Consider the following 25,233-nt stretch of genomic DNA (forward strand, 5'->3'; position numbering starts at 1 on the left):
TCGGGGTGACAAGGAGGCCTCGTGGCGACCCGTTTGGAACCGCACCCGTTCTTTCACCAGCAGCTCTACCTCACGGTCGGCCAGCCGATTCGAGTCGCCGTCTACACGCGGCTCGCAGATGGAATCCGCTCTGGTGTGTTCCGGCTCGGCGAAATGCTGCCGAGGGAAACAGAGCTCTCGGCAATGCTCGGCGTCAGCCGCACACCCGTACGCGAGGCGCTGATGCTCCTCGAAGAAGACGGGTTACTCGTCACCCGTCGCGGAGTTGGACGATTCGTGACGGACTTCATCCCGCACGGCGGACTGGAGCAGCTGCGGCCATTTGAGATCGCCTTAGCCGACCCGAACATGACGTTGACTGTCCAGCCGGTGCGCTTCGAGTTGGAAGGGGTTACAGACTTCGTGTCCCACCGACTCTCGCTCGACCCGGCTGCCAACGCCTGGATCCGCGAGAGCGTCTTGCTGCAGGATGGCGTTCCCGTTGCCACTGTTCAAGAGCATCTCCCCGCTGGGCGCTACCTCAGTGATGTGAGCGCGCGAATCGCATCCGAACTCTCGGAGATCGCCGCCGAACCACGGACACTCCTCGCATCCATGCAGGCCAACGGCCACGTCTTCACAAACAGCGTGTGCCAGATCGTCGCAACCGACGCTGGCCCCACGCGAGGGAAACTGCTGAACATAGAGCCGGCAGCGGCGGTCCTCGTTCTGACCCAGACAGCGGAGCACGGCGGAGTTCCGATCTACGCCGCAAAATGTGTCGTCGCGCCCGGGCACGGGTCACTGTCGGTAAGGCAACACAACCCGAACTAGGGGTGCTTTTCGGCGACTGGGCTTAGTCGCGGGCGATGCGCAAAGCTGCGGTCTCTATCGCGCAACGGTGAACCCTTATCGAATGTCGACGATCTGCTTGCCGAGCGGCATCAGCGCCACCGGAATCAGCTTGAAGTTGGCGATCCCGAACGGGATGCCGATGATCGTGAAGCAGAGCGCGATGCGCGAGAAGAGGTGCCCAAGGGCGATCCAGAAGCCGGCCAGAATCACCCACACGACGTTGCCGAGGAAGGACCCGACGCCCGCGTTCGGCTTGTCGACCACGGTCTTGCCGAACGGCCAGAGCGCGTAGACGCCGATCCGGGCCGCTGCGATGCCCCAGGGGATGGTGATGATCAGCACGAACATGATCAGCGCCGCCAGCATGTAGCCGAGGAACAGCCAGAAGCCCGAGAACACGAGCCAGATGACGTTGAGGATGGTTGTCATAGTGATTCCATTCTCTCCCTGGTGGCCGGGTCGCCGGGCCGACGGTGTGGCTCACCGAGCGCGTGATCCTGCCGATTCCCTGAGCCGGGTGGCGGCGAGGGTGGCGTGCGCTGCCGCGATGACAGCGTCGAGGTGGATGCCGCGGCGCCGCAGAACCTGAGGGCCGCTGCCCGACTCGCCGAACTCCTCGATCGACACCACGCGCCCGTCGAGGCCCACCCAGCGGTACCAGGCATCGCCGCGGCCGGCCTCGACGGCGACCCGGGCACGCAGGGCCTCCGGCAGCACGACCTCGCGGTAGTCGGTACTTTGCTCCGCGAACCACTCGACACAGGGCATGGACACGACCCGGGCGCAGATGCCGTCCTCAGCCAAGCGTGCGGCGGCTTTGATCGCGAGGTGGACTTCACTGCCGGTGGCGAGGATGGCCAGGTGGTTCCCATCGCCGTGCTGCCAGCGCACGTAACCGCCGGCCGTGACCCCCGCGGGGGTGGTGTCGTGGCTCTCGAGCACGGGCAGGTCCTGCCGGCTGAGGACGAGGGCGACCGGCCGGTCGGGGGAGGCGAGAATACGACGCCAGGCGGCGACGACCTCGACGGAGTCGGCGGGGCGCACCACGTCGAGCCCCGGAACGGTGCGGAGTGACGCGATCTGCTCGACCGGCTGGTGGGTGGGGCCGTCTTCGCCGACGGCGACCGAGTCGTGGGTGTACACGTACACCGCGCCGAGTCCCATTAGTGCGCCGAGACGGATGCTCGGCCGCATGTAGTCGCTGAACACCAGGTAGGTGGAGGCGAACGGGCGCCACGGCCCTTGCAGGGCGATGCCGTTGAGGATGGCGGCCATGGCGTGCTCGCGGATGCCGAACCGGATGAACTCGCCGGCAGGGTTCGCGGCGGAGAAGCGGTCGCCGTCGACCTCCACGGTGGTGGAACCGGCGAGGTCGGCGGAGCCGCCCCACAGCGGGACTGAGCCCTGCAGCGCGCGGAGCACGGCGCCGTTGGTCTTGCGGGTGGCGATGGTGTCGCCGGCGCTGCCGACGTTCACGGTGTCGAGGGCGGAGCTGTCGAACTCGCCGCCGCGGAAGGCGGTCCAGCGCGCCGCCGCCTCGGGGTCGCCGGTGCTCCAGGTGGTGAGGTCGGCCTCCCAGCTGCTGTGTAGTTGCTCGCCGCGGGCGCGCGCACCTCGGGTGTGCTCGAGGGTCTCGGGGTCGACGAGGTCTTCGAGGGGAGCGTCGGGTGCGAAGCCCAGTGTTGTCTTCACCGCGGCGAGTTCGTCGGCGCCGAAGCCGCCCGAGTGCGCAGCCGACGAGCCACCGAACTTCGCGGAGGGGGTGCCGATGACCGTGCGGAGAGCCACGAGGGTGGGGCGGCCGGTGCGTTCCGCTGCGGCGCGGAGGGTGTGTTCCAGAGCGTCAAGGTCGTTCGGGGTGTCGATCTCGAGCACCCGCCATCCGTAGGCCCGGTACCGGGCGCGCACGTCTTCCGTGAAGGTGTCGGCGGTGCTGGAGTCGATGGTGATGCCGTTGTCGTCCCAGATCAGCACCAGGTTGTCGAGGCCGAGCGTGCCGGCCAGGCTCGACGCCTCACCGGAGACACCCTCCTGTAGGCATCCGTCGCCCGCCAGTACCCACACGCTGTGGTCGAGCAGGGTGGAGCCGGGGGTGAACACGGCGCTCTCGTGCCGGGCGGCCATGGCCATGCCCACGGCCGAGGCGACGCCCTGACCGAGCGGCCCGGTGCTCATCTCCACGCCCACGGTGTGGTGCACCTCGGGGTGCCCCGGTGTCTTCGAGCCGAGGGTGCGGCTCTTGGCGAGGTCGTCGAGGGTGAGGCCGTAGCCGGTGAAGAACAGCTGGGTGTAGAGCAGAAGACTGGCGTGACCGGCCGAAAGAACGAATCGGTCTCGGGCGGGCCAGTCGGGATGGGCGGGGGAGTGGCGCAGAACTCGGGAGAACAACACATGGGACAATGGCGCCAATGCCATGGCGGTGCCGCCGTGTCCGTGACCTTTTGCCTGCACTATGTGGGCGGCCAGGGCCTGGGCGCTCGCGACGGCGCGAGCGTCGAGTTCGGTATGCGTCATCGTTGACGAAAGATTCGGGATTTCGGTAGCCATGCGAGATACTTTGGTATACAAATGTACGTAAGTCAATAACGGATCCGTCGGGTGTGTAGCGCGCCTACGGATGCGTCGGAGGGGTATGAATACGATGGCGCACACTCTATCCACGGGCTCGGGCGTGGTGCTCGGCCTGATCCGGTCCGGTCTCGCCACCACCCGCAGCGACCTCATCGACCAGCTCGGCTGGTCGCGGATCACCCTGGCGCGGCGCCTGGACGAACTGTTGCTCGCGTCGATCGTGGTGAGTGTGGGGCAACTCGATTCCCGCGGCGGCCGCCCACCCGAGGAGTTCGCGGTCAATCCGCACGCCGGCCTGTTGCTCGCCGTGGACATCGGTGGATCGCACACCCGGCTGGCCATCACCGACCTGGTGTCCACCATCCTCAGTGAGGATGAAGCCGACATCGGACTGAGCGAGGGGCCGGCCGAGATCTTCGAATGGGCCGGCCAGGTCTTCGACCACATGCTCGATCGGCTCGGCAAGACCCGCGCCGACGTGGTGGGGATCGGCGTGGGTGTGCCCGGACCGGTCGATTTTGTGACCGGGCGGCTCGCCACCGGGCAGGTGGACGCGCAGTGGGACGGCGTCTTGGTGAAGGACTATTTCGCCGGCCGCTTCGACAATGCCGTATTCGCCGTGGACCGAGACGTGAACATCATGGCGCTCGCCGAGGCGCGGCGGGGCTGGAGCGAATACCGAGACGTCGCGGTGCTCAAAGCCGGCATCGGGGTCGGTCTGGCGTTTGTGCTCGACGGCGCGATCTACCACGGCTCCCGAGGAGGCGCAGGCGATCTCAGCCCTGTGCGCACCGGCGGAGCTCGCACCGAACGGCTCGAAACGAGCGCCAGCGGTGCGGTGATCCGCCGCGAACTGCAGCGCCAAGGCTACCGGGTGCGCACCAGCAACGACATCGTCGGCCTCGCCAACCAGGGCGACCCCGAGGCGCTGCGGCTGCTCAACGAGACCGGCACCGCCATCGGGCAGAGCCTGGTGCACGTGGTCGGTCTGCTCAACCCGCAGGCCGTGGTGGTCGGCGGCAACCTTGCCCAGGCCGGCGAGCCGTTCCTCGGCGCCATCCGCGACGCTATCTTCGCCGGCGCCCGGGATTTCGCTCTACAGGGGCTTGTGGTGGAGAAATCTCGTCTCGGCCACATCGCCGGCATCACGGGAGCCTCGCTCATCGCCCAGGACGCACTCTTTGAACCCGACCGCATCAGCCGGCTCACTCGTGGCGGCCTGCCCGCTCTCTCCCTGCCCGTCCCGTCGATCTAACTCGCGCTGGAGTCCTGGCAGTTTCCACACTTCCCGCGCCCGCCATTCGTTGCCCACGACGCCATTTGGCGACGCTAGATAGTCAATTTCAAAAACTTTGGTACATTTGTAGACAAAAGGTCGCTTAGGCTTGTACAGTCATCCCAATCGCCCTCGCAGTCAGGGGGTGGATCGAATCCAAACAACGGAGTTAATTCGTGGCATTCAACCTCGCCGAATCACTGTCGTCCATCGTGACCCAGGCGGATGCAGCCGACTGGCGCGCCGCGATCCGTCTCGCCGGCGACGGCCTCGTGTGGGGTGGAGCAACCACGGATGCTTACACCGACGAGATGATCGACGCGGTCGAAAAGCACGGCCCCTACATCGTCATCGCCCCGGGCATCGCCCTGGCGCACTCACGGCCGTCGTCGGCGGTTCTCACCGGCGGACTCAGCTGGGTGAGCCTGGCCACCCCCGTCGAATTCGGCAACAAGGCCAACGACCCCGTCAACCTCGTGATCGGGCTCGCCGCCGTCGACCACGACGCTCACCTCACCGTGATGCGTGCACTCGCCGGTGTTCTCTCCGACAGCTCGGCCATGGAGCGCCTCACCGCGGCCACCAGCCCCGACGACGTTCGCGCCGTGCTCCGCGGGCTCTCCTCGGTCGCGTAAAGCGCGGCACACGCATCCACCCCACTCTTCTTCACTCTTCTCTCACCCAATCGAAAGGCACCCCATGAAGATCGTCGCCGTCTGTGGAATGGGCATTGGAACCTCAGTGCTGCTGAAAATGAACGCCGAGAAGGTTCTCGCCAAGCTCGGGATCGATGCGGATGTCGAGGCCGCCGACATGGGCGTGGCTCGCGGCGCCGCTCAGACGGCCGAGATCGTGCTCACCTCGGCGGAGCTGGCCGAAGAACTCGGCGATGTTCCCGCCGAGGTCATCGTCATCAACAATTTCTTCGATCTCGAGGAGATCACCGAGAAGCTCACCGCCGCAGTCGAGTAACCCCTTTCACCTTCCCTTCTCACAGAATATGGAGCTCCCACAATGGAGTGGCTCGTCGTCGTACTGAACTTCATCGGACAACAGATTCTCAATGTGCCGGCCTACCTGATCGGCATTATCACCGCCATCGGCCTGATGGCGCTGAAACGCAACGCCGGGCAGGTGATCGGCGGCGCACTCAAAGCGGCGCTCGGCTTCCTGATCCTCGGCGCCGGCGCCGGCGTTGTGGTGGGCTCCCTTGACCCGCTGGGCAAACTGATCCTCGCGGTCACCGGCGCCCAGGGCGTTATTCCCACCAACGAGGTCATCACCGCCATAGCGCAGGATGAGTTCGGCGCTCAGAGCGCCTACGTGCTCACCCTCGGGTTCCTCGTGATGCTCGCCCTGGCCCGCTTCACCCCGCTGAAGTACGTCTTCCTCACCGGGCACCACATGGTCTTCATGGCCACGATGCTCACCGTGGTGCTCTCCGTCGGATTCGGAGACGGCGCCGGCTGGCTCGTGGTCGTCATCGGCGCTCTGCTGCTCGGCGTGATCATGGTGGTCATGCCCGCGTTCGCGCACCCCTGGACCAAGAAGATCACCGGCAACGACACCATCGCGATCGGCCACTTCGGCACCCTCGGCTACATCGCTGCCGGTGCCGCCGGCCAGGCCGTCGGTCACCGCAGCAAGTCGACCGAAGAGATCAAGTTCCCGCAGGGCCTCAAATTCCTGCGCGACTCGATGGTCGCCACCTCACTGTCGATGGTTCTCATCTACATGGTCTTCGCCATCTGGGGCCTCATCGCCCTGCCGCTGCAGGAGGCGCTGGACATCTTCGGCTCCGCCGACGCCGGCGCGTTCATCATGGCGGCCTTTGCCCAGGCCCTGCAGTTCGGTGTGGGTGTCGCGGTCATCCTCTACGGTGTGCGCACCGTGCTCGGCGAGCTGGTCCCCGCGTTCCAGGGGATCGCCGAAAAGGTTGTGCCCGGTGCGCGTCCCGCGCTCGACATCCCGATCGTGTTCCCGTTCGGCGCCAACGCCGTGCTCATCGGCTTCCTGAGCTCGTTCGCCGGTGGCCTCCTTGCGCTAGGTGTGCTGGCAATCTGGCTGAACCCGATGTTCGGGCTCGCACTGATCCTCCCCGGCATGGTGCCGCACTTCTTCACCGGTGGTGGAGCCGGTGTCTACGGCAACGCGACCGGCGGACGCCTCGGTGCCATGCTCGGTGGCTTCGTCAACGGCGTGATCATCACCATCCTGCCCGCCATCCTGCTGCTGGTCCTCGGCGACTTCGGCTTCGCCAACAGCACCTTCGGCGACGCCGACTTCGGTTGGTTCGGCACCCTCGTGGGTGTCAGCGTCGGTGTGGGCGGCGGACTCGGGGTCGTCCTTGCGATCCTCATCGCCGTGGTGCTCGTCAGCGTCGCGATCGTCTACCAGATCCACGTTGTGGACAAGGGCTGGGTGCCCGGGGCCAAGCGTGACGTCTGGATCGCCGAAGAGAAGGCGGCCGAGAAGGCCGTTCTCGACGCCGAGAAGGCTCGTCGCAAGGCGGAAAAGGAAGCGGCGGCCGAGGCCGGTTAGGTTCACCGGCTCGACGTTTCGCCAGAGGGCGGCCCCGCGGTGCGGGGTCGCCCTCTGTTCCTGTTCGGAGTGCTTCGGGGCTGGGTTCTGACACCTGTACCGGCTGGGAGCACGGTCAACGTATTCGACCTGGTCACGCCGATCGGCATGAATCGTTCCAGGTGTGTTCGCTCAACCGTGCGTGCGAGTGCCGCGTTCAAGGCAGCGATGTCGAAACTCGACGGATCATTGACATCTAGGCCATCTTTCGCCAAGAGCGGTGCCATCTCCTAAAGAAGGTCATTGGCCATGCCTGGCCGGTGGACCATGCCGGCTGCGCCGAATGCGCTTCGGAAGTTGGGGTCGTCTAAGGGAGTGGACATGCTCCGAGCTTGGGCGCGGGGCGGCTGCGAAGTCGCGGTGAGGAAGGCGGTTTCGTGCGATTTTCGGTATGCCTGCGCGATCGGTGATGCCGCACTGGTGCGCGTCGTGGGGCCGAAGCCCGAGATGAGGGCAAGGCGAGAATCTTTCCACCCCCGCCCGCGTTGCCCCTGACGTGAAGTCCATTGTGTACAGCCAGACCGGTGACCCGTCTGTGCTCCACCTCGTGGATCGGCCGGTGACCGAACCCGGTGCCGGCGAGGTGCGGGTGCGGATCGTGGTCAGCGGCGTGAACCCCACCGACTGGAAGTCGCGCCGCGGCTCGGCACCGGGCCAGGCGCTCGCCGCGTACCAGCGCGCAAATAGCGGCTCGGCCCAGGAGTACGCCGTGCTGCCCGCGGAGCGCGTCTTTTTGCTTTCCGCGAATGCGAGTTTCGACCAGGGCGCGAGCCTCGGAGTGCCGGCGATCACGGCGTACCGCGCGTTGACGGTGGCCGAAGACGGACCGCGGCGGCTGCACCCGGGCGCCCTAGCCGGGAAAGTGGTGCTCGTGGCCGGCGGAGCAGGTGCGGTCGGGCACGCGGCGATCCAGCTGGCCCGATGGGCGGGGGCATCCGTTGTCACGACCGTGAGCGGGCCGGCGAAGGCGGCGCTCGCCACGGCCGCCGGCGCGCAGCACGTGCTCACCTACACCGACCCGGACGTCGTGGCCCAGATCCGGGCGATCGCACCGGAGGGGGTGGACCTGATCGTGGAGGTCGCACCGGCCCAGAATGCGAGGCTGGACCTGGCCGTCATCCGTAATCGGGGGTCGATCGCGGTCTATGCCAACAACGGCGGCGACCAGGAGACGCTCGACGTGCGCCAGCACTTCAGCCTCAACGTGCGCTACCAGTTCGTATTGCTCTACACGGTGGGGGCCGACGTGATTCGGGCGGCGGCCGAGGACATCACCGCGGCCCTCGTCGACGGCGCGCTGGGCGTGGGGGAGGAGGCGGGGTTGCCTTTGCACCGCACCGAAGTGGCGCACACGGCGGATGCCCATGCCCTGGTCGAGAGCGGCGTTGTCGGGAAGGTGCTGATCGACGTGTCGGTGGGGTTCGCTCCGGCGGCGTGAGCAATGTGAACCGTGAACCGTGAACCGTGCGCTCTGAGCAGGGAGTGACGGCCCGCGCCCGCCGAACGCGCCAACGCTCACCCCCAGTGTCGCCGGAGCTTCAGCCCATTGAATGGCCAACCGCCGACCTGCGCCCATCGTGTGCACTCTACGGGGAACGAGCGCCGAGTAAAACCCGGGACATTTCTGCGTCAGCTGCGTGCGCAAGACATCAACTGCGGCATCGCTTCCAACGGCGTCAGTACAGCCAGTTAACGCAAGGCGAACTTTCGTTCAGGTGGCCTGGGGCGGTATTTGCTGCGACTTAGTGTGAATGAACCGTTGCTAAAACTTGATTCGGTCGGTGAGTGGCCATCTGCCCTCTCGCGGCCCAGAAAAGGACTCACAATTGAACAAGCGCATTCTCACAGCGGCCACTCTTGCGGCCGTGCTTCTGGGCACCGTCGCGTTGGCGTCATGCAGCAGCACGGCAGGCGAGGCGTCGTCGGGGGAATCCTCCGGAACCCTCATCGTCTACACGAACAGCAATTCGGATGGGCGAGGGGAATGGGTGACCGCCAAGGCCGCCGAGGCCGGGATGAAGATCGAGATCGTGGGGCTGGGCGGGGCCGACCTCGCCAACCGCATCGTCGCCGAGAAGAATAACCCGGTGGGCGACGTCGTCTTCGGCCTGAACAATATGTTCTTCGAAACGCTGAAGGCAGAGGATGCCGTCACCGCCTACACGCCGGAGTGGTCGGGGGATGTCGACGAGAAAGCCGGTGACGCCAAGGACGGGGCGTTCTGGCCCCTCGTCGAACAGGCCATCGTCACCGTCTACGACACCAACACCGTGACGAGCGCAGACGCCCCGAAACAGGTCAGCGACCTGTGGGACGGCGCCGAATACCACGGCCGATACGAAGTGAACACCAGCCTCGGCCAGGCCACCCCGCAACTGGTTCTCGCCGGCATGCTCGCGCCCTATGCCGACGAGAAGGGCGACCTGGGCGTCTCGGATGCCGGCTGGAAGCAGGTGCAGGACTACTACAAGCACGGTTCACCAGCGATCGAGGGCACCGACCTGTATGCGCGCCTGACCCGCGACGAGGTCGACTACGGCGTGCTCCCGAGCAGCGGAATCACCAGCCGCGACGCCGAATACGCCACCAAGACCGGCGTGATCAGCCCGGAAGACGGTGTCCCCTACGTCACCGAGCAGATCGCGGTCATCAACGGCACGCCGCGCCAGGACCAGGCCGAGAAGTTCATCGACTGGTTCGGCGGAGCCGAGGTGCAGGGCGAGTTCGCCGCCGAATTCGCGTCCTACCCGGTGAATGAGAAGGCTCGCGCCGAGGCGCTTCCGGAGGTCGTCGAACTGATCGAGTCCCTCCCCAAGCAGGACATCGACTGGTCGCTGACCCGCGAACGCATCTCCGAGTGGGTCGAGAAGACCGAGCTCGAGTACCTGCCCTAAGTCTCGGCCCGGGCACGAACAGTCATGATCAGATTCGAGAACGTCGAAGTGAGCTTCGGCGAGAAAATCGCCATCCCGGACCTGACCCTCGAGATCGAGCAGGGTGAGTTCTTCACCCTGCTCGGGCCCTCCGGGTGCGGCAAGACGACGGCCCTGCGCACGCTCGCCGGGTTCATCGAACCGTCCCGGGGTGAGATCTACATCGACGGGAAGGTGGCCACCCGGCTGCCGAGCGAAAAACGCAGCGTGGGCATGGTCTTCCAGAACTACGCGCTGTTCCCCAGCATGAGCGTGTGGGAGAACATCGCGTTCGGCCTGCGGGTGCGAAAGACCAGGAAGGCCGAGACGGCGCTGCTCGTCGACGAGATCGCCGCTCAGGTCGAGCTCAGCGAGGAGCAGCTCGCGAAGAACGTGTCCGAACTCTCCGGTGGCCAGCAGCAGCGGGTCGCCATCGCCCGGGCCCTCGTGCTCAAGCCGCGCATCCTGCTGCTCGACGAGCCCCTCTCCAATCTCGACGCCAAGCTGCGCGTGCAGCTGCGCGAACAGCTGAAGAACCTGCAGCGGGAACTCGGCATCACCACGGTGTACGTCACGCACGACCAGGAAGAGGCCCTCACCATGAGCGACCGGATCGCCGTTTTCAACCACGGTGTGGTCGAGCAGGTAGGCACCCCGGAGGAGATCTACAACCGCTCCGGCACCGAGTTCGTCTGTACCTTCGTCGGTGCGATGAACAAGCTCTCGGGCGACGTCGTGCACCAGCTGCGCCAGCGCGGTGGCACCGGTCTCGCACCAGCGAAAACGTCGTACCTGCGCCTGGAGAAGGTGTCGTTGCAGGCGCCCCCAGGCAACACGGATGCGATCCGGCTCGATGGCGTTGTCGCCGGCCGTTCCTACCACGGCTCGCACAGCACCTACACAATCGACAGTCATGGCAGCAGCATTCGTGCTCTGGTGCCCGAGGGCGGCGGATCTGCGCTCGAACCGGGTTCTGCGGCGCGACTGTATATCGACCCGTCGTCGATCCTGCAGTACTAGAGGGGAACATCCGTGCGCACTTCGTCGTGGGCTTCAATGTTCCGATCCCCGTTCGTCGTCATCATCACCCTGGTGACGCTGTGGTTCGTGGCGACGTTTTTGGTCTTCCCGAACGCCAACCTGCTCATCAGAACCTTCTTCCCGGAGGGTCAGTTCAGCTTTCGGGCCGTCGAGAAACTGGTCAGCTCCGAACGTGCGATGAACAGCCTCTGGCACAGCTTCGCGTTGGCCGCCACGCTGGCCGTCACGGTGAATGCCGTCGGCATCTTCATCGTTCTCGTCACCGACTATTTCAAGATCCGGGGCGCACGGATGCTGTGGCTCGGCTACGCCACCACCCTTATCTACGGGGGCATCGTGCTCGCCGCCGGCTACAACTTCATCTACGGCCGCTACGGATTCGTCACCAACGCCGTGCGCAACTGGTTTCCCGAGATCGACCCGAACTGGTTCTCCGGTTACTTCGCGGTCGTCGTCGTGATGACGCTGGCCACGACGACGAACCATATGCTTTTCCTGGGATCGTCGCTGGCGAAGATCGACTACCAGACCATCGAGGCGGCGCGCAATATGGGCGCATCGACCATGGGCATCCTCTGGCGAATCGTGTTGCCCGCCCTGCGCCCGATGATCTTCGCCGTGACAGTTCTCACCTTCCTGACCGGTCTCGGCGCACTGACAGCGCCGCTCGTGTTGGGCGGCACCGATTTCCAAACGATCGCCCCGATGATCCTCACCTTCTCCAAAAGCACCGGGTCGCGTGACCTCGCCGCGCTGCTCGCCGTAATCCTCGGCCTGGCGACCATCGTGCTTCTGGCAATGATGAACCGGGTCGAAAAGTCGGGGGTGTACTTCTCGGTGGCGAAGGTGGCGACCCCGCTGCAAAAACAGAGAATCCCGAACCCAGTGGCGAACGCTGCCGTGCACGTGGCCGCCTACGCTCTCTTCGTCGTCTACGCGACGCCGGTGCTGCTGATCGTGCTGTTTTCCTTCGTGCACTCGAGTGCCATCGTCACGGGGAGCATCAGCTGGAATTCGTTCACGGTCGACAACTACGCCACGGTCTTCGGCACGCCCGCGGTGCTCCGGCCGTTCGTGGTCAGCGTCGTCTACAGCGCGCTGGCGTCGGTGATCGTGGTCGGCGGGATGCTGTTCGTCTCACGGTTGCTGCAGAAGCACCGCAACCCGTTGACCGTCACGCTGGAGTACCTGCTGCACATCCCCTGGATCCTGCCGACGATTCTCATCGCCCTCGCCCTCGTCATGACGTTCGACCGCCCCAACGCGATGGTCGGCGGCCAGGTGCTGACGGGAACGACGAGTCTCCTGCTGATCGCCTACGTGATCGTAAAGATCCCGTTCACCCTGCGGTTGCTCAAGGCGGCTTTCTCGTCGGTGCCGGAGTCGCTCGAGGAGGCCGCCCGCATCCTCGGTGCCGGGTCGATGTTCACCCTTCGCACGGTGCTGGTTCCGCTGGTTCTCCCGACCGCGGCTGCGATCACTGCGCTCAATTTCAACAGCCTGCTCGACGACTATGACGCCGCGGTGTTCCTGTATCACCCGCTCTACCAACCCCTCGGTGTTGCGATCAAGGCGAGCACGGAGGGGGAGAACAACCTCGACTCCATGTCGATCACGTTCGTCTACACCGTGCTGCTCATGATCATCATGGGGTTCACCATGTACCTGGTCTACGGGCGAGGAGGCTCGTCGACGAAGCGCCGTACGCGCCGCGCGCGCACTGTCGCGGCGAAGTAGTCGGGGCGGAGTCCTCCCTGCGGCTGAACATCAGCCCGAGCGGTCAGGCTTCACGTGCGGCAGGGCAAGCGCCTTGCCCGCGTGACCGAAGGTCGATCTGCGACCTGGAGTCAGACTGCCGACTCCGCGGCATGCGTCACCGCGTCGAGCACGGCCCGCACGGCCGCCGGGTCGCCGAGGATGCGGAAGTGCCCACCAACCCGGAGCTGGATGTTGCGGGCGCCGACGAGTTCACTGCCCTCGGGGATATGCGGGTCGAACACCCCGTAGATAGACGTGATGCGGTTGTTGACCCGGTGGTCCAGGCCGAGGTCGTGCAGGGCCATGTTGACGGGGGCGAAGGCACGGATGCTCGGCACGACCCAGTAGCGCGCATAGCGGGAGCCGCCGAAGGGTGAACTGATCGCGGTCATTCCGCTTACCCGGTGGCCCGGGTCATCCGTCGTCATGAGCAGTTTGCCGATCAGGCCGCCCTTGCTGTGCGCCACGATGACGACGCCGTTCAGGTTCTCCCGCTCGAGGTAGGCGGCCACGGTCGCTGCGGCATCCGCCAGAGACCGCCGGTTGCGGCCGAGCTTCGCCACCACGTGCACCGGATGCCCGTGGCCATGCAGAATTTCAATCAACGGTCGCATGAACTGCCAGGATTCGTACACCCCCGGGATGATCACGATCGGGGCTTTGGCGCCGGAGTGGAAGTCCGTGGGCCGGGCGCGGGAGAGGAACGCACGGGTCTGGCCGGTCGCCGCATAGACGTAGTCGAGCAGCCACCACCAGGCCTCGCGCAGATGGCGACTGAGCAGACGGGGGTTCAGGAGACGGCGAATCATTGTGCCGGGTGCGCGACCGACGGAAGCCGGAGGGCGTGCCCCTCGATGATGGCGGCGGTTTGCACGGCGGCACTGTGGTGCACCAGGTGGCGGTGCCCCGCAACCTCGAACACATGCCCGTCCGGCGCGGCGGCGGCCAGTGCTGCGCACCAGGTGCTGCCGGAGACGGGGTCGTTGGTGCCGCGGATCACGAGGACGGGGGAGCGCACCTCGCCAAGGGCCAGGTCGGTGCGGTAGCCGAGCATGGGGACGAGCTCGGTGGAGAACCAGCGCGGGCCGCACTCGAGGTAGTCACGGAACACGATCAGATTGCCCGACGGCGACTCCTTGGTCACATCCCGGGTCAGGCCCAGGGCCTGTTGAACGGCTGTCGACCGGCGGGGATCGGTGACAGGGCCGATCAGAACCAGGTGGGAGACGGCATCGGGGCGTTGCCGGGCCACCTCGGTGACGAATTGGGCGCCCATCGAATGGCCGACCAGGACCGCCCGCGGCACCTCGAGTCGATCCAGTAGCCGGCCGAGCAGGGCACCGTATTCTTCGACAGCAAGCGGCCGAACGGGCCGGCGGGTGCCGCCGAATCCGGGCAGATCGAGCGAATGGGTGTGCCCGGTGGCGGCCAGGCTCCGCTGCACCCGGCGGTAGTAGCGGTGCGACGCCCCGATGCCGTGGACCAGCAGGTAGGTCGGCGCGTCCGGCGACGGCGAGGTGCTTTTCAGGGAGTGCACGGTGAATTGATGCCCCTCCACCTCGATGCTGCGGCCACGGGCAGGAACAGCGGCCGCGCGCCGTCGTTCGACACGCACTCGGTCGGTGCTCGTCACAGGGTTTCCTTCGGGTTCAGGTGCCAAAATCCTAGCCTCCGGCAGTGTCGGGTGGCCTGGGCGCTCACGGGGGCTGAGACATCCGTCACTGATAAGACGAATGCGGGCCGGATTCGTCATGCCTGCGGCGCCGATCGGCGGCTCTCGACGACCCGCGCCATCCCGCAGGATAGAAGGCATGGCCCACCGTCAACGAAAACGCGCCGATTCTGACCCCGCCCGCGACCGGGCGGACAAGACGTGCGCCTCGTGTGGGCGGCGCATCGAGTGGCGCGCGAAGTGGGCCGACAACTGGGATTCGGTGAAGTACTGCTCGAGCGCGTGCCGCGCACACGGGGTCACGGCGACCGACCTCAAGCTGGAAGAGAGCATCACCACACTGCTCAGTGCGCGGGCGACGGATGCCACGATCTGCCCGTCCGAGGCGGCGAAAGTGGTCGGCGGTGAGAGCTGGAACGACCTCATGGAGCCGGCCCGACGCGCCGCACGCCGTATGGTCGCCCGCGGCGACCTGCAGATCACGCAGGGCGGGGCCGTGGTCGATCCGTCGACGGCGAAGGGTCCGATCCGGTTGCGGCGGGTGCGGGCATAGGCGCGGTGACCCGCGCGGGGCGAGCATAACTCCTGCAAATTCTGCCTGCCGATTTGTCCCCCCGCGTAATCACGCGGATTATGCGGGAAGTCTCACCGTATTGCAGGAGTTATGCGATGAGGGTCGGCAGCGGCAACTGACCTGTTCGCCGCCACCGCGCGGTCGCCGCTCGTCACCTAACGGATTGGTTCACCCCGAGCCGATAATCGGCTCCGTGGTGCTCCTCGGGCAGACGGTCGCCGCGCCCGTGCAACTTGTTGCGTAGAGTGCCCTCGACGTACTCTTCCGGGTAGGCCCCGCGACGACGCAGCTCCGGAATCACGAACTCGACCACGTCTTCGAACGTTCCGGGTGTGATCGCGTAGGCGAGGTTGAATCCGTCAACATCGGTATCGGCGACCCACTCCTGCAGGTGATCGGCAACCTCTTCCGGTGAGCCGACGATGAACGGCCCCAGGCCGCCGATTGCGCCGAGCTTCGCGATGTCACGCACGGTCCACTCGGAGCCGTCATCATTCGCCGCCTGAAAATTTGCCACCGCCGACTGGATCGCGTTGCTCTTCACGTTGCCGATCGGCTCGTCGAGGTCATACCGGGAGAGATCGACGCCCATCCAGCCCGACATGAACACCAGGGCGCCTTCTTCGCTCGCGTAGGAGAGGTAGTCCTGATGTTTTGCGTGCGCCTTCTCGCTGGTCTCGTCGGTGATGATTGTCAGCAGCGTGTAGATCTTCGCGGAGTACCGGTCTCGACCGGCCTGCTCGAGCGCATCCCGGATCTTGCTCACGGTCGCGGTGAGGCCGGACTTGGTCGAAGCGGCCACGAAGATCGCCTCGGCGTTGCCGGCGGCGAAGGCGATGCCGCGCGGCGATGCCCCGGCCTGGTAGATCACCGGCGTGCGCTGCAACGACGGCTCGGACAGGTGGATCCCCGGCACGGTGAAGTTCTTGCCGTAATGCCCGATCTCATGCACCTTGCTCGGATCGGTGAACACCCCGGTCTCCCGGTCGCGGATGACGGCATCGTCTTCCCACGAGCCCTCCCACAACTTGTACAGCACCTCGAGATACTCGTCGGCGACGTCGTAGCGGTCGTCATGCTCCAATTGGTCTTCATGCCCCATGTTGCGGGCGGCGCTCGGCAGATAACCGGTGACGACGTTCCAGCCGACGCGACCCTTCGTCAAATGGTCGAGTGTCGACATCCGTCGTGCGAACGGGTACGGATGCTCGTACGCTGTACCCGCGGTCACGCCGAACCCGAGGTTCTCGGTCACCGCCGCCATGGCGGAGACGAGCAGAATCGGGTCGTTCACGGGAACCTGGGCCCCGTGCCGGATCGCTGCCTCGTTCGAACCGCCATAGACGTCGTACGTTCCGAGCACATCGGCGATGAAAATGCCATCGAAAGTGCCTCGCTCGAGCAGCCTGGCCAGGTCGGTCCAATAGGAGAGGTCCTTGTATCGCCAGGACTGGTCAAGCGGATGCCGCCACATTCCTGAGGACTGGTGGGCGACGCAGTTCATGTCAAAAGCGTTGAAGCGAATTTGTCTGGGCATGCCACCCATCCTGTGGCGCGGTCGTTGACGGCACCACAGCACTCGCCATTTGGCGTAACACACGGGAGCTACGGGCTGATCGTCTTCTCGGTCGCCCCTGCATCGGCTCCAGCACTTCGGGCGCCATTCTCAGCGTGCTCGGTTGGCGCTGAATGTTCAACCTCGTGCTCCCGATCGCCCTCAGCAACCTGTTCGCGATGCCCGCAGCTTTCTTTATCCGACGGTCGGTGGCTGCGGCACGCCTGATCGAGGTGCACGGCCTGCCGAATCCCGTGTCAATCCCCGGCTACCCATGACCCTCGCAGGTTAAAATGAGCGTTTGTACAGAAACATGAGGCAGGATAGGAAATCTTGCCTGCGCCGTCCCCCGAAAGCGCAGGCGCGAGGCTCAGTGAGCCGGCGCGCTCATGCGTGCGGGCTTGCGCAACACGGAAGTCAAGCGCACATACATGCCCGAAACACCCGAAGAAATCCGCATCCGATTCGCTGCCCAAAATAAGCGAAGCAACAGCATTCCCAGCAGCAACGGCACCACCGGTCCCGGCACGATCAAACGCCCGCACCGCATCGCTATCATCGCCACGAGTGTGCTCGCCATCACCGGCCTCGCAGTCGGCGCCGGCTTCGCCGGTCAGTCCGCCTCCGCCACCCAGGACCGCGTCTCGGCCACAACCGCACTCGCCGACAGCACCGGCCTGCACCGTGAACAGCTCGGCGCCTACAGCGCGGTCGCCAAGGCGCACGTCGACAACTCGGCCTCCATCACCCTGAACGAGGCCAACCAGGTCATCGCCGCCACCCAGGACAAGGTGGATGCCTCCAGCCTCGCCGCGGTCGCCAGCTCGCTCGCCAGCTACGAGATCCTCCCTCTCGACGAGATCACCTCGCTGACCGCCCAGACCAAGGCCGAGACCGCCGCCGTCACCGCGGCGTCGATCGAAGCCGACCGCGTCGCCGCCGAGGCTGCCGCCGCGGCCGCAGCCCAGGCCGCAGCCGAGGCAGAAGCGCAGGCCGCCGCCGAGTCCTCCCGCGCCCAGTCGGTGGCGGGCGGCAACACTCCCGCCGCCGCGCGCGCCACGGCCCAGGCCATGGCCGCATCCCAGTACGGCTGGGGTGCCGACCAGTTCTCCTGCCTGAACCAGCTGTGGCAGAAGGAATCGGAGTGGAAGTACGACGCCGTGAACTCCAACGGCGGAGCCACCGGCATCCCGCAGGCGCTGCCCGGCAACAAGATGGCGACGGCCGGCAGCGACTGGGCCACCAACGCGACCACGCAGATCGCCTGGGGCCTGGGCTACATCAAGGCCTCCTCCTACGGCACCCCGTGCGCCGCCTGGTCTCACTCGCAGGCCAACAACTGGTACTGATGCCCTGATTACCCGCAGCACCAAGGCCGGTCGTCCCCTCGTGAAGGGGCCGACCGGTTTTCTCGTTGCCGGGCCCTCAGCTGTCGGTTCGCATGCACCGAAAAAACCCGTGCTGCACTAGCCTTCGAAGAGCGGATGTTGTGGGGACAGCATGGCTCGGCGCGTTCGACGCCGCATCGAGGCGCCCGGCTCCGGCAGAAACAGGGGAGCGACAGCATGCACGAGATCGCACCGACCGGACATCCGTTACGGCGCTTCGTGCAGGTCATCGCCGCGCTCGCGGTCGCGGTCGCGGCGGCGCTCGCGCTCGGGATGTCGGCCGTCGGGATGCCCCTGGCCGCGTCGGCAGACACCGGTGACTTCACATTCACCTCCTTCGAGGCCGACTACTACCTTTCCCGTGATGACGCCGGGCACTCCACCCTGCGCACGGTCGAGACGTTCGTGGCGCAGTTCCCGAACTTCGACCAGAACCGGGGCATGGTGCGCCTCCTCCCCAACGATTACAACGGGGTGCCGCTGAACACCACCGTCGAATCGGTCACCGACGCCACCGGAGCCCCCGTCAACTTCGAGACCACTGACCAGGGCTCCGTCACCGAGGTGCCGCTCGGCACCGATGAGTTCGTGCGCGGCCAGCAGACCTACACGATCACCTACACGCAGCAGAACGTGGTGCGCGCGTTCGCCGACACCGACGACGACGAGCTCTACTGGGACACCAACGGCACCGGGTTCGACCAGTCGTTCGGCTCCGTCACCGCGCGTGTGCACGTCGACCCGAGCATCGCCGAGTTCCTCACCGGAGACACCGCCTGCTATTCCGGCGCCCAGGACGACGGCGCCCGGTGCGAGATCAGCCAGACGACGGATGCCGCAGTGCCCGGATCCACGGGCCAGCTGTTCACCTCGTCCGTGCAGGGCCTCGGTCCTCGGCAGAACCTGACCGTGGCCATCGGCTTCGCACCCGGCACCTTCGTGCCGGTGCCGGCCTCGGCCAGCGACGGTGCGAGCGATTCGGACAACGGTGGGGGAGGACCGGCGACCGGGCTGCTGTTCCTGGTGGCGGCTGTCGGCTTCCTCGGGGTCGTGCTCGCCTTCATCCGTCGCCGACTCGGCCAGCGCGACGCCCGCGGCCGAGGCACCATCATCGCCCAGTACAGCGTGCCGAAGGGTTACAACCTGCTGGAGGCGGGGGACCTTGCGAATCGGTCGAAGTCCGCTATCGCCGCAGAGCTTGTGAGCCTGGCGGTGCGCGGCACGGTGCGCATCCTCGACTACCCGGTCAGCGCCGGCGGCGGCGACTACACGCTGCAGCTGCTGACCGTGGAGGGCGTGGACGGTCAGGAGCGAAAGCTGCTGGAGACGCTGTTCCCCCGCCTGACGATCGGAGCGACGCGGGAACTGGGGGTCGCCGACAGCGCGCTCGCCGCCAAACTGAGCGCGTTCCTCCCCGCCGCGACAGCGTCGGTCATCGAGCGCGGCTGGCGGGCCAAGGTGGCCGGCCGCGGCGGCAGGTGGATCGCCATCGGAATGGCCGTCGTGCTGCTGCCAGCCCTGGCCGTCCTCGGGGCGGTGGCGCTGATCGACGGCTCCCCGAAGTTCGGCGAGGTGATGACGGTCGCCGTCATCGCCGCGCTGTTCCTCTACCTGGCCCTCTATCTCGCCCAGGGCACGGTGCAGCTCACCGATTCCGGGGCCGATCAGCGGGACTACCTCAAGGGGCTGAAGGTCTATCTGAAGCTCGCCGAGGAGGAGCGTTTCCGCATGCTGCAGAGCCCGGACGGCGCGCTGCGGGGCACGACGCCTGCCGTGCCGGGTGTCGCATCGGGGGCGCTGCCGAGCCCGGGGACGGATGCCGCCGGCGCACCCGACACCGTCGAACTGGTCAAGCTCTATGAGGAGCTGCTCCCCTTCGCGGTGCTCTGGGGCGTCGAACGGGACTGGGCGAAGGAACTCGTCGTGCTCTACGAGCACGGGGCGCCGGAGCCGGGCTGGATCGTGTCGCAGGGAGGCTTCAGCGCGAGCGGCTTCGGCGTCGCCATGAACGGTTGGGTCGCCTCGGTCCTCACCTCTGCCACGGTTCCCGTCAGCTCCAGCAGCGGCGGCGGGTACTCCGGCGGCGGCGGAGGCGGCGGCCGTTGACGGCTGTGCAGCCGTCCCGCAGCCGTCCCGCAGCCGTCCCGCAGCCGTCACTCATCCGTCGCCGGTGGTGCCGGCGCGGGTGCCGCGCCGCTGCGCTGGTGGCAGGCCACCCGCAGAGCGGCGCACGTCCCGCGCGTCGAGCAGAGTGGAACGGGGAAGGGCGACGGATGCCCCGCGCCGCCTACGCGGCGTCGCTCGGCATGCGCAGGGTGAGGCTGCCGGCATCCACCCAGGTCTTGAAGGCCACGGCGGTGCCGAACCCGTCGCCGTCGAGTTCGATCTGTTCCGGACGGTTGAGCCGCAGCACGAGCTTCGTGCCGGTGGCGTAGTTGAGCGCGTCGACATCATTGGTGCGCAGTTTGCGGCCCAATGCCGTTCGGCTGAGCACGCCGTTCTCCCACAGCACCTTCGACAGAATCTGCAGCCAGCCGCCGAAGCCCTCCGGCTTCAGGACGACCACGTCGAAGAGTCCGTCGTCGAGGGCGGCGTCGGGAATCAACTCGATGCTGGCCGGAAGCGACCCGCAGTTGCCGACCATGATGGTGTGTGCGCGCATCGACTGCTCGGGCTTCGTGTTGAGCCGGTACCGGAACCGTAGCTCGCTGCCGTCCTTGCCGACGGCGATCAGGGATTTCACGTAGGCCAGCCAGCCGGCCTTCGCCTTGAGGTCGTCGTCGGTGTTCGCGAGCATCTTGGCATCGAGGCCGAGCCCGGCCATCACCAGGTAGGCGTGCCGGTCGACTGATCGGTCGGCCCGCTCGATGTCGATCAGGCACACGTCGATCACCTTGTCCTGGCCGGCGAACGCGGCTTGCAGGGCCAGCCCGGTGTCGGCGAGGGGCAGCTGCAGGTTGCGGGCGAGCAGGTTACCGGTGCCCGACGGCAGCAGCGCCAGTGCGCACTCCGTGCCGTGTACGGCTTCGGCGACGGCGCGCACGGTGCCGTCACCGCCGGCCACGATGATCATGGTGGCTCCGGCCTCGATCGCTTTCCGGGCCGGTCCCTGCCCCGGGTCCTCCGCCGACGTCTCGAACCACAGCGTCTCCGGCCAGCCGGCGGCCGATTGCTGGGCCTCGACGGCATCCCGGAGCTCGTCGACGTCAACCTTTATGGGGTTGTAGACGACAGCGGCGAGCCGGGGTGCGCTCACGTCATCGGTCAGGTCGTCGTGGTGCAGATCCGTGCTCGTCATGTGGGGTCCGTTCGATGGTGGAAGCGGGTGCCTTCCGTAAATGGGGTCTCACACATCTAGACGGATGTCGCTGCCCATTTGTCACGCGACTCCGCAGTCGGGCGTGCCTTCCCACGCGTAGACCCGCTCCTTATGCTGGCACCACTTCGCTCGAAAATCACGTTCCTCTCGTTTGCTTCAGGATGGGAAGGCTCTCCTGAACCCCGGCCGAATCTGCCGGGACGCTTTCGAGGGTCCCGGGACGCGGGTACTGTCACCAACGGTTCTGCGCAGCCGGCCACGCCAGGGCCGATTGCTGCCGGGCCGATCGCTGCCGCACCGCTCTCCGCGGAGCCGGCTGACGGCATCCGGAACAGTCACCGAAACGAAAGGGTCAATTCAATGCCCCCCGCGACACAAACACAGAATGTCACCGATGCGCGCACCATGGCTCGGCGAACGGGCACCCTCCTCGGAGGGATGCCCTATTTGAGGTTCGGCACGGGCTCGCCGCTGGTGGCCATCCCGGACCTCACCCAGAACTTCGAACCGACGGTCGGCGTCGAGCGCATGCTCGTGACCCGGATGCTGGCCCCGGTGGCGGTCCGGCACCGCGTGCTCAGGCTGACCCCGCGCCCGGGCCTCGACCCGAACGCCAGCATGGCCGACATCGCCCGGGACTACGCCGACGCCCTGCGCCTGGAGTTTCCGGGGCCGGTCGACGTGATCGGCACGTCGACCGGCGGGAGCATCGCCCTGCAACTCGCCGCCGACCACCCCGATGTGGTGCAGCGTCTCGTCGTGGTCTGCGCGGCCTACACCCTGGGGTCGAACGGCAAGAAGGTGCATCGTCGGGTCGCTGAAGAGGTTCTTGCCGGGCGCCCGCGGCAGGCCAGCCGGGAGATGTTCAGTGTCCTCGGCAACACGCCTCCGGGTCGGCTGGCAGCCGGCATGGGCTGGATGCTCGGACCCCGCACGTTCGGCAATGCCAGCCCCGACCTGATCACCATCATTCGCGCCGAAGACGCCTTCAACCTGCGCGACCGGCTCGGCGAGATCGAAGCTCCCACCCTGCTGATCGGTGGCGACCGGCACGGTTTCTACACGCCCGAGCTGTTCCGCGTGACGGTGGCGCGCATCCCCAACGCCCGCCTCATCCTCTATCCCGGCAAGGGGCACATGGCCGCGATCTCAGATCCGCGCCTCCTGCCGGACATCCTCGAGTTCCTCGACGGCCCCGACCCGGGCGGCCGTGCTCCGGGCGCCCACTCCCCGAGTGCGCGCCCTGCGGGCACTCGTCCGTCGACACTGTGGCCGTCACCTCGCCGGTCCGTTGCCGATCCGGAACCTCGGTGAGACGACGGCTGTCGCGGGCTTCGCCCGGGACGATTACGAGATGGGGCTGCGGACCAGCATCGAGGCACGGGGGTGGTGCTCCCGCCGTATCCGGCACGAGCTCAGGCCCGAGCTGGTCGGCTGGACGACTGCCCTAGGTGAGTGCGGGGATGATCGCGCCAGAGAACACCTGCCAGGCCAGCGCGGTCTTGGCAACCAGGCTCAACGTGATGTAGGCGCGCTCGCCGCGGAGGTAGTCGCGCCAGCCGCCGACCTGACGGTACTGCAGCACCTGGTTGACGGCGAACGTGTTGAAGAACAGGAAGAGGGAAACGATGATGCCATAGACGAAGGCCGGCGGTGCGGCCTCGGTGTTCGAGCCGGGGGCGATGAAGTAGATCAGGATGACGACCCACGGCACCACGCCCACCATCGACCCGAAGATGAAGGGCAGGAACTTGCCGTTGCCGGGTGTCTCGTACTTCTCCTGCAGTGCCCCGAACATGATCATGGCGGCGTTGGCGGCGAAGATCGAGAACAGGGCCGCGATGTCGGTGATACCGGTGATCTGGGCGATCAGCCAGATCATGATTGAGGAGCTCAGGGAGTATTCGACCCAGCGGAAGTAGTTTCGGTTGGCTTTGAGCCCCGCCGCGTAGCGGGGGAAGAATTTCGGCGACGAGATCAGGAAATGGAAGAAGGCCGAGAGCGCCAGGAACGAGACGACGCCGATGCCCACGTTGACGTCGAACAGGGTCACCCGCTCGGGCGGCAGCGGCACGCCGGGAGGACCCGACAGATAGTCGGCGGTGACGGCAAAGGTGACCTGAGTGCTGAGCAGGGTGAGCACGTACGCGAAGCCCAGGGCCTGCACGAGGTGCAGTGAGCCGGCCACGATGTTGTAGACGCGGAGGCGGGAAATTTTCTGATCGGGGGTGTCGTTTTTGCGTGCCATCGGGATTCCTTCACAGGTCAGGTGAGGCCGAGACTAGCAGGGTCGCCGAGTGCCGTTACCCCCGCGTCAGACCACGCCGAGCGGCAGGTGTTTTCCGGCCGGCAGCCGCACCCGAATCGGGTCCCCGGGAGCGACGCTTCCCCCGGTGACGACGATTCCCATGATCCCCGCCTTGCGGATCACCAGACCGGCATCATCCGTGTCGATCAGCGTCTTCATCAGCCCCTTCTGGTACCCGTTGATCAGTGAGCAGGGGTTGCGCACCCCGGTGATCTCCACGACCGCGTGGGTGCCGAGTCGCAGCCGGGCACCCCGCGGAAGGCCGGACAGATCCAGCCCGCGGGTTGTGATATTCTCGCCCAGCTCGCCGGGGGAGACCTCGAAGCCGGCCCCCCGCAGCTCGTCGAAGAGCTCGGCGGGCATGAAGTGCACCTGGGTAAGGTTCGCCCTGGTCGGATCCTTCACGATCAGGTAGCGGTGCTGCGTCGTGGCTCCGGCGTGAGCGTCTCCCTCCACCCCGAATCCCGCGATCAAACGGATGTCCGGGACTGTCGGCTTGCTGAACGCGTGCCGTTCGTCTCGGCTGACCGACTCCACCGTTGCCGCCACTGTTGCCGCCGCATCCTGCATCATGCCCCGAGTCTCGCATGAGGGCCGCCGAGAATTCACCCCGCCGATATAGCATTTCTGCGTTGCAAACGTAGGCTGGGTGGGTGTTCAGCGAGTCGAGTCGAATCGAAAAAGGTCAGTCGTGAAAGTCATCAGCTATAACCTCCGCAAGAATCGTGCCAGTGGAGAGCTCATCGCCCTGGCCGAGAACTACGATCCCGACGTCCTGTGCCTGCAGGAATGCGACACCCTCGAGCTCCCCGAGGAGATCGGTCTCCTGCACCTCGCCGACTCCACTGTGCGCAACCGACTCGGCCTGGCGATCTACTATCGCAAGGACCGGTTCACCAACGAGCACACCCAGACCTTTGCGCTCAAGAAGTCACTGCACGACCGCGTGCTGACCCCCGCGCATGAGCGCCTGATCGGCACCCGACTGACCGACCTCGTCGCCCACCGCGAAATCGTCGTCGCTTCGTTCCACGCCGCGCCGCTCACCGCGCTCAACTCCCTGCGGCGCAACCAGATCCGCACCGCGCACGAAGAACTGCACGTGCTCGGGCCGGGCCTGCCGACCCTGATGGTGGGCGACTACAACTACCCGATCTTCAAGGGGCGCCTCGGCGACCACATCACTCAGTCCGGCTACGACCTCACCCTGAGCGACACCCGCACGTACACGCGCTACAAGTTCTTCCGTGGGCATTTCGACCTGGCAACCTCCATCGGACTGACCATCGACAGTGTCGAGACGCTGCCCCTCGGCACCTCCGACCACCTGCCCATCCTGGTCACCTCCACCTACAGCGACGAGCCGGTGAACGCCACGAATGTGCCGGCCAGCCTCGCCGAGACCGAACGCGCTCCGGGCGGCGAATTCGCGATCTAAGGGGCGG

The 25,233-nt window shown here is 66.4% G+C and carries 23 protein-coding genes; 15 read left to right on the forward strand and 8 right to left on the reverse strand.

The window, feature by feature from the left end:
• Positions 1-21: 21 nt before the first annotated feature.
• Positions 22-813 carry a GntR family transcriptional regulator gene (locus tag E3O18_RS08305; protein WP_134393532.1) on the forward strand — a complete coding sequence of 264 codons (792 nt, stop codon included), beginning with the start codon at positions 22-24 and terminating at the stop codon, positions 811-813.
• 75 nt (positions 814-888) lie between these two features.
• Here E3O18_RS08305 and E3O18_RS08310 read toward each other — a convergent pair whose 3' ends face one another.
• Both E3O18_RS08310 and tkt read right to left on the reverse strand, forming a co-directional pair.
• Entirely contained in the window at positions 889-1,263 is a 375-nt protein-coding gene (locus tag E3O18_RS08310) for a YccF domain-containing protein (RefSeq protein ID WP_134417883.1), read from the reverse strand.
• A gap of 51 nt (positions 1,264-1,314) precedes the next feature.
• The gene (tkt, locus tag E3O18_RS08315; protein ID WP_134393534.1) at positions 1,315-3,381 is read right to left on the reverse strand and encodes a transketolase; all 2,067 of its coding nucleotides are present in this window, start codon (positions 3,379-3,381) and stop codon (positions 1,315-1,317) included.
• Between the two features lie 94 nt (positions 3,382-3,475).
• Between tkt and E3O18_RS08320 the strand changes: the two genes are divergently transcribed.
• The 8 genes from E3O18_RS08320 (at position 3,476) to E3O18_RS08355 (ending at position 12,951) form a co-directional block, all read left to right on the forward strand.
• Entirely contained in the window at positions 3,476-4,660 is a 1,185-nt protein-coding gene (locus E3O18_RS08320; RefSeq protein WP_134393535.1) for an ROK family protein, read from the forward strand.
• Positions 4,661-4,857: 197 nt separating this feature from the next.
• Positions 4,858-5,316 (forward strand): PTS sugar transporter subunit IIA, encoded by a 459-nt coding sequence (locus E3O18_RS08325; RefSeq protein WP_134393536.1) that lies wholly within the window; start codon positions 4,858-4,860, stop codon positions 5,314-5,316.
• Positions 5,317-5,380: 64 nt separating this feature from the next.
• Positions 5,381-5,653 (forward strand): PTS sugar transporter subunit IIB, encoded by a 273-nt coding sequence (locus tag E3O18_RS08330; protein WP_134342816.1) that lies wholly within the window; start codon positions 5,381-5,383, stop codon positions 5,651-5,653.
• 42 nt (positions 5,654-5,695) lie between these two features.
• A complete protein-coding gene (locus E3O18_RS08335; protein ID WP_134393537.1) occupies positions 5,696-7,222 on the forward strand; it encodes a PTS ascorbate transporter subunit IIC in 1,527 nt (508 codons plus the stop codon).
• 598 nt (positions 7,223-7,820) lie between these two features.
• Positions 7,821-8,699, forward strand: a complete 879-nt coding sequence (locus tag E3O18_RS08340) for a zinc-binding dehydrogenase (protein ID WP_241978152.1) — start codon at positions 7,821-7,823, stop codon at positions 8,697-8,699.
• 388 nt (positions 8,700-9,087) lie between these two features.
• Complete coding sequence (locus E3O18_RS08345; protein WP_134417885.1) at positions 9,088-10,155, forward strand: extracellular solute-binding protein; 1,068 nt, start codon at positions 9,088-9,090, stop codon at positions 10,153-10,155.
• A 24-nt stretch (positions 10,156-10,179) separates the two neighbouring features.
• Positions 10,180-11,193: an ABC transporter ATP-binding protein gene (locus E3O18_RS08350; RefSeq protein ID WP_134374055.1), complete on the forward strand. Its 1,014-nt coding sequence runs from the start codon at positions 10,180-10,182 to the stop codon at positions 11,191-11,193.
• A 36-nt stretch (positions 11,194-11,229) separates the two neighbouring features.
• Positions 11,230-12,951 (forward strand): iron ABC transporter permease, encoded by a 1,722-nt coding sequence (locus E3O18_RS08355; protein ID WP_166784904.1) that lies wholly within the window; start codon positions 11,230-11,232, stop codon positions 12,949-12,951.
• Between the two features lie 110 nt (positions 12,952-13,061).
• Here the strand turns inward: E3O18_RS08355 and E3O18_RS08360 are convergent, their stop codons facing one another.
• Positions 13,062-13,781 (reverse strand): alpha/beta hydrolase, encoded by a 720-nt coding sequence (locus tag E3O18_RS08360; RefSeq protein ID WP_134417888.1) that lies wholly within the window; start codon positions 13,779-13,781, stop codon positions 13,062-13,064.
• Positions 13,778-14,605, reverse strand: coding sequence for an alpha/beta hydrolase (locus E3O18_RS08365; RefSeq protein ID WP_166784905.1), 828 nt, complete (start codon positions 14,603-14,605; stop codon positions 13,778-13,780). The genes E3O18_RS08360 and E3O18_RS08365 overlap by 4 nt, the downstream gene beginning before the upstream one ends.
• Before the next feature lie 178 nt (positions 14,606-14,783).
• Here E3O18_RS08365 and E3O18_RS08370 point away from each other — a divergent pair, with 178 nt between their 5' ends.
• A complete protein-coding gene (locus tag E3O18_RS08370) occupies positions 14,784-15,197 on the forward strand; it encodes a DUF2256 and DUF3253 domain-containing protein (RefSeq protein WP_134417890.1) in 414 nt (137 codons plus the stop codon).
• A 172-nt stretch (positions 15,198-15,369) separates the two neighbouring features.
• Here E3O18_RS08370 and E3O18_RS08375 read toward each other — a convergent pair whose 3' ends face one another.
• On the reverse strand, positions 15,370-16,755 hold the full coding sequence (locus tag E3O18_RS08375) for an LLM class flavin-dependent oxidoreductase (protein WP_134399069.1): 1,386 nt from the start codon (positions 16,753-16,755) through the stop codon (positions 15,370-15,372).
• A gap of 152 nt (positions 16,756-16,907) precedes the next feature.
• Here E3O18_RS08375 and E3O18_RS16105 point away from each other — a divergent pair, with 152 nt between their 5' ends.
• From E3O18_RS16105 to E3O18_RS08385, 3 genes are all read left to right on the forward strand, one after another.
• A complete protein-coding gene (locus tag E3O18_RS16105; RefSeq protein ID WP_166784630.1) occupies positions 16,908-17,051 on the forward strand; it encodes a hypothetical protein in 144 nt (47 codons plus the stop codon).
• Positions 17,052-17,204: 153 nt separating this feature from the next.
• Complete coding sequence (locus tag E3O18_RS16575) at positions 17,205-18,122, forward strand: hypothetical protein (protein WP_241978153.1); 918 nt, start codon at positions 17,205-17,207, stop codon at positions 18,120-18,122.
• Between the two features lie 216 nt (positions 18,123-18,338).
• On the forward strand, positions 18,339-20,267 hold the full coding sequence (locus tag E3O18_RS08385) for a DUF2207 domain-containing protein (protein ID WP_166784906.1): 1,929 nt from the start codon (positions 18,339-18,341) through the stop codon (positions 20,265-20,267).
• Positions 20,268-20,448: 181 nt separating this feature from the next.
• Here the strand turns inward: E3O18_RS08385 and E3O18_RS08390 are convergent, their stop codons facing one another.
• Positions 20,449-21,459 (reverse strand): diacylglycerol kinase family protein, encoded by a 1,011-nt coding sequence (locus E3O18_RS08390; RefSeq protein ID WP_134393545.1) that lies wholly within the window; start codon positions 21,457-21,459, stop codon positions 20,449-20,451.
• A gap of 426 nt (positions 21,460-21,885) precedes the next feature.
• Between E3O18_RS08390 and E3O18_RS08395 the strand changes: the two genes are divergently transcribed.
• Positions 21,886-22,794: an alpha/beta hydrolase gene (locus E3O18_RS08395; protein WP_166784632.1), complete on the forward strand. Its 909-nt coding sequence runs from the start codon at positions 21,886-21,888 to the stop codon at positions 22,792-22,794.
• Positions 22,795-22,927: 133 nt separating this feature from the next.
• On the opposite strand, the gene heR is transcribed toward E3O18_RS08395, so the two are convergent.
• Both heR and E3O18_RS08405 read right to left on the reverse strand, forming a co-directional pair.
• A complete protein-coding gene (heR, locus tag E3O18_RS08400; RefSeq protein WP_134417892.1) occupies positions 22,928-23,728 on the reverse strand; it encodes a heliorhodopsin HeR in 801 nt (266 codons plus the stop codon).
• 66 nt (positions 23,729-23,794) lie between these two features.
• Positions 23,795-24,358 carry an MOSC domain-containing protein gene (locus tag E3O18_RS08405; protein ID WP_134393578.1) on the reverse strand — a complete coding sequence of 188 codons (564 nt, stop codon included), beginning with the start codon at positions 24,356-24,358 and terminating at the stop codon, positions 23,795-23,797.
• Between the two features lie 121 nt (positions 24,359-24,479).
• Between E3O18_RS08405 and E3O18_RS08410 the strand changes: the two genes are divergently transcribed.
• The gene (locus E3O18_RS08410; protein WP_134393548.1) at positions 24,480-25,226 is read left to right on the forward strand and encodes an endonuclease/exonuclease/phosphatase family protein; all 747 of its coding nucleotides are present in this window, start codon (positions 24,480-24,482) and stop codon (positions 25,224-25,226) included.
• The last annotated feature ends 7 nt before the right edge of the window (positions 25,227-25,233 follow it).

Source organism: Cryobacterium sp. TMT2-42-4, from assembly GCF_004402645.1.
Lineage (GTDB): Bacteria > Actinomycetota > Actinomycetes > Actinomycetales > Microbacteriaceae > Cryobacterium > Cryobacterium sandaracinum.